This is a genomic window from uncultured Mucilaginibacter sp., from assembly GCF_903913935.1.
In the GTDB taxonomy this organism is placed as follows: Bacteria; Bacteroidota; Bacteroidia; order Sphingobacteriales; family Sphingobacteriaceae; genus Mucilaginibacter.
In genome coordinates, this window is sequence record NZ_CAIWNH010000474.1 from 1 (window position 1) to 5364 (window position 5364).

4 protein-coding genes are annotated in these 5364 nt (G+C 37.9%); 2 read left to right on the forward strand and 2 right to left on the reverse strand.

The window, feature by feature from the left end; translation table 11 throughout:
• Together QZY09_RS18945 and QZY09_RS18950 are read right to left on the reverse strand one after the other, a co-directional pair.
• Window positions 1-975: GntR family transcriptional regulator (locus QZY09_RS18945; RefSeq protein ID WP_295674852.1), on the reverse strand; the 975-nt coding region annotated here is incomplete at its 3' end.
• A 20-nt stretch (window positions 976-995) separates the two neighbouring features.
• Complete coding sequence (locus tag QZY09_RS18950; RefSeq protein WP_295674853.1) at window positions 996-1613, reverse strand: YhcH/YjgK/YiaL family protein; 618 nt, start codon at window positions 1611-1613, stop codon at window positions 996-998.
• A gap of 450 nt (window positions 1614-2063) precedes the next feature.
• Here QZY09_RS18950 and QZY09_RS18955 point away from each other — a divergent pair, with 450 nt between their 5' ends.
• Together QZY09_RS18955 and QZY09_RS18960 are read left to right on the forward strand one after the other, a co-directional pair.
• Entirely contained in the window at window positions 2064-3167 is a 1104-nt protein-coding gene (locus QZY09_RS18955) for an SIR2 family protein (RefSeq protein WP_295674855.1), read from the forward strand.
• A 1-nt stretch (window position 3168) separates the two neighbouring features.
• Window positions 3169-5364, forward strand: a 2196-nt coding sequence (locus QZY09_RS18960) for a hypothetical protein (protein WP_295674856.1), incomplete at its 3' end; no start/stop codon positions are given.

Genomic DNA, 5364 nt, shown 5'->3' on the forward strand with positions numbered 1-5364 from the left:
GTTGTTTTGAAGGATCATCTCGGCAGCTTTTTCGCCCATCAGCTTAAAATTTGTAGAGATCGTAGTAATGCCATTTAAAATAATTTTTTTCAATGGTGTTTCATTGTAGGATATTACGCCTATTTCTTTTCCAATTTGTAAATTATCGCCTATTATCTTTTCTATCAGCTCCACCAAATCGTCTTCCATTAAATTGATATATACCGTGCCGGGTAATAATTGTTCGTTTTTTAGATGAGGGATGATGTCATGATCAAATGCGTATTGATGACAAAAACTGACGAAGCCGGTTAGGATGTCTTTGGAATAATAACTATTTTCAGGAAAGATGATTTTTAGGGTATGATAGTTACTCAATTTATCCAGGAGTTGTTCCAATGCAGAATAAATGTCTTTTTCAAAATCCTCATAAACGGCTGCAAAATCCCCTGTCAATCCCTCAATTAATTTATCCATCAAAATCAGCTTGTCTTTCGGTAAGTTATTGAGGATGGTGAAAGCATTTTCAGCGTTTTCAATAAAATGGGGGATGATCACCAGCTTTGAATAATGATCGATATTGTTGTTGAGCAGTTTTTTAAAGAAATTAAAGTTGTTGTTGTAGATGTAAAAATCAATAGCGGCATTATTCCCCAGCTTTTCGGCGAAGGCATCATAAATTATTTTTTTATGGCTGCTCAGCTTATTGAATAATAAAAGCACCTTAACAGGTTGATTGAATTGGGTTGTTGATATAAAATAACCTTTACCCGCAACAGATTTGACGACGTTGTATTTCTTTAACTCTTTGTACGCCCGGTCAATCGTGTTTCGTGATACCTCAAGCGCCGTACTCAAGTCATTAATGGAGGGCAGGATATCATCTTTTACAATCTTTTTATCCTCAATACCCCTTAATATGGAGTTGCAGATCTGCAGGTATTTGGGTGTAACGGAGTATTCGTCAATTTTCAGGATCTTCAGGTAGTTTTTCATAAAGCTGCAATACTAATGGTTTATTGCTGGTAACGGATTTTAATAACCAGTTTTTTCAAAGTATCAAATCCTTTTACTTTAATATCCGGGCGATGCACATCAGTAGGGAAAAACAGGAAGAAGTTTTGAGGAGTAGCCGTGTAATATTTCCCTTCGGCATTGTAATGGGCTGCGTCTTTTTTATCGTCATAAGGTTCAGTTAGCTGCGCCAATGAAAGGGGGCAAACGCCGAGCTTTACTTTCCCGTTGATGACATAATGCAGGTCGATGTATTTCTGGTGGGCTTCCCATTTTACGTCGTCGATGTTTTTTGGCGGGCCGGCCGAAATGGTGGCATAAGCGTTATCGCCATCAACAGGATACCTGCCTGGCGCAAGGGTCGAAAGTTTGCTATCACTTAAAAAGCTGAATACTTTATCCCACAAAGGCTTATTGCTTTCATATTGTTTTTTAAACTCAATACTGTTTACTGATTTATCAGGCTTGATTTTCAGTTCAGGTGCCCAAACACGGCTTTTCACCCATTTGCTTGCTTTTTTTACTGCTGTTGCAGCATCTGGTTGCTGTGCAAAAAGCAAACTGCCCGTTATCATTAAAATAAAAAGGAGGCTTACTTTATTGCTGTTTGAGAGGTTCATTTGAGATTGTCGACTTAACTTATTATAAAAGGTGAATGCTAAAGTAAGGAATGTAGTTTTGTTTTGCTTATTTATTTAAATGCGATAGTTCTCCGATCCATGACAATTGTTACAAAAATATTTATACAACTTGCTGCGATGAATTGTGGTAGAAAACGCCCATGTGTTTTTATGTGGCCCCAAGTACACAATTTCGGAACTCTTTCCTTGAAGATTTGAGAAAAATTGCAAATTTATAATTTAGGCGCTTCTGGATTAAAACACCTTAAATGCTTTTGAAAACGATCTTGGCCTAAATGGGTAAAAACGTTTATAAACTGATAATGACATTTTTTTCAGCAAACTCTGAATTTTGTCGGTCAAAATTCGCATAAAAGCAAATGAGTATTTAACTTTAGCCGACTCGACAAAGCGGTGCGTTGTCGGCGTTTAGAATGACCTAAGGCCAATATGGATTTTTCAAAGAACCAACAAATAAGGACATTGCAAGCACATGCCTGGCGGAGACCGCCGGGTATTGCCACTTTTATAGGTGCTGGTTGTTCGAAAGTATTACTTATACCTCTTTGGAAACAAATGTTAATCGGCTTGAATGCCGAATTTCAATATTACCCGACTGATGTGGAACTGGAGGCTGATATTGATAAGTCCAGTTACGCACAAGTAGCTACTAATATTAAATCAAAAGCTCCAAATGAGACTGTCTACAAAGATCAGCTTCGGAAATTTATCGCACCCCAAGCATGTCATTACCCATCGTTACATGTAGAACTGCTTTTACTATCAAAACTCATTCTTACCACTAACTATGATAAAAGCTTTGAAGAGGCCTTAGATGCTATCGGCAGATTCAACCCACAACCAGACTGTCAATATAATGTTTCGACGTTAGGCGATTTTAATCATGATGGTTGGGGCTATGAGCGTCATGTTTTTCATATTCATGGCGATATTGATTCAGCAGATGTCGTGTTAACTGAAGAAAGCTATAGCGAACAATATGATAATTCTCACTCAGGCGTATCCATGCTTATCGGATCAATTTTTTCCAGATATCCAACACTCTTTGTCGGCTTCAGTTTTGATGATGATTATTTTGTCAACTTTTTAAGCAAAGCGATGGAAGGAATTCGCAAGGATGCAGCCCGATATAATAAGAAGTTGCCTGAACATTTTTGTATCATGAGTGACTCGTTGCTTAAAAAGCATTTGACCGTTTCTGAATTGTTGACCTTTACTGATGATATTGATCTTTTGTTAACTGAAGGTGTAATCGAAAAATCAAGCTATGGGAAATCTGGAGAAACTACTTTTAACATAATTATCGATTCGTCAGGTCTACTCAAAAAAACGAAAATAGACAGTTCTCTAAAAAAGGCATTGATCTCACAAATAGAATTCATGGATAGAAATCTTAATAAGGTCAAGACCTTGAATGATATTGGTATATCGATCATTCCTTTCGAAAGTAATAACTACCTGCAAATTGAGCTTATCTTGAGAGAACTTAATAAAAAACCAACTCTTTCGGCACTAGCATTTAAACCTAATTGATATGGCAAATATTATAGAGAAAATCAATCAGATAAGTTTGCATATATCAGAAGGGGGCAATATTGACTATAATCTGGTTGCCGAAGCAATTTCAGATCCGATAGTCAAAGCATTTGTTATTCAATATTTAAGCTCGCCAAATAATTTTAAGTCGTCATGGTTCAAAGCTCTTTATGACTTAGGCTTATTTGATTTTGAAAACATCCCCGCGCCGGGTACATTTTACGACGCGGAGGGAAATGAATCACGTGGCTTTATTGCATGGGATGCAGTTTTTCTGATATGGGAAGCAGCAAAGCAGGATGCTGTCCAGAACAATCTTTTACCCTTGCTTTTGGAGTTGATCAATCACTATATTCAATTTGTTAACGTCAGGAAGGATGATCTTCGGCGTAACCCAACCACTGACTATTATTTTTGCCAGCTAATATTCTTGTTGCCGGAAGGGGTTATCAACGAAGAACATTTAGATTTCCTAATTAATTTTGGATTAAAAAGGGATCGGTCAATCTTAACCAACGACTTGACAGGTAAGTTTTTTGATAAAACTTTGACTTGGGTTGAAAAACAAATGTCGTATAGTCTTTTAGATATTTTTTTTACGCCTTCGTCCGCGCCCAGCGATTATAAAATGAATTCGGTGGTCGACGCTTTCTACTTAGAGCAATTTGTTAAACGTGTTCCCGGAAAGCTTTACGACGCATTGGGGAGCGGGGTAATAGAATGGCTGACCGACAAAATAAAAGCTCTGGTTGAAAATTATACATTTCAATTTTTGAAGTTCAATATTCCGTCCTTAGAACCAGATTCACAAAACAGTCATAACGAAGGCTTGAGCATGGCAATTGTAAACTTGTTGGTTAATGTATTGCAAGTGGCTGATAATGGGTATACAAACCAAATAGTTAGTGCTTATGTAAAGGATGATACTTTGATACTACAACGTATTGCCATTTATTTTGTAGATCAACGTTACGACCAACTGAAAGACTTGTTTTGGATGTATAAAAATCCTCCGGTTGTCAATGAAATCAAATTAGAAGTATACCGATTACTAAACCGGCATTGTGAGGACTTCGATGGTTCTGAGGTACAAGTGGTTGTAAATTGGATAGATGAATTAACTGTTCCGCCCGATCTCGAGGATAAGGTGGACGTTGATAAGTACGGCGCTTTCGAAAAGCTCGAGTGGATAACAGCTTTAGAACCTATTCGATTTCGAACGGAATCTGTTGCATCGAGATATAGGCAATTGATGAAGATAACGGAAAACAATGCGCCAAGACACCCGGGTTACGATAGCTATTTCGGTATCCGTCCCGGAGGGGAATTTAGCAGAGCGGAGCGTATATTAAAAATGGATCCTGTAAGAGTTCTAAACCTGTTGGCAGATCAAGATGCGTGGGATGGTTACAATCATTGGGGACTGGAGCAGGACGTCAGAGATTATGTTATTACCAACGTTAGTTTGGTAATAAGTCATACGAAGCAGTTTATTCATATTCCAGTTAAATTCCTATATAATTTTGTAGACGGATTTCGTACGCTAGCTGAACAAAAGGCGACCTTAGATTATGAGCAGTTATTGGCTTTCTTTCTCAAATTGGCCGAAACACGTGCTGAACTTTATGATTTTGAAATCGAAGACCGTGAAAAATCTGGTGCGATCGGGATGATCGGCTGGCTTGTGCAATCCGTTCTGCAAATTGATGAGGTCGGCGTGCGTTCGGAAATACTCGATTTGTCAGCTCAGTTATTGCTTCTTTTGGATGACAAATATACTCGGCCATTTGAATGGCTGAATAATGACCCTGGATTTGATATCATCAACGCGACGCGCGGCAAATTGTACAGGGCAATGATTACGTGTTCGCTTAATGCTAATAAAAGCAACGGAGACCAACCCGGTATTTGGCGGTATGATATACGTGAGCGATTTACATCCCATGTTACATCTTCCGATTGTGAAGAATTCTTTTGGTCGATCGGGTTTTATATACCGGAAGTTAGTTACTTGAATTTTGATTGGCTGAAAAAACATAAGGACGATATTTTTCAAGATCGAGAATCTTTTGGAGGTGACATTGCTTTTTATGGTTACCTGATGTATGCTGCCAGCGTATATAATAATTTATTTGAGTTGCTTTTAGATCGTTATCTAAACGCTTTACATACTGGAGTTAAACAAGGACTGATA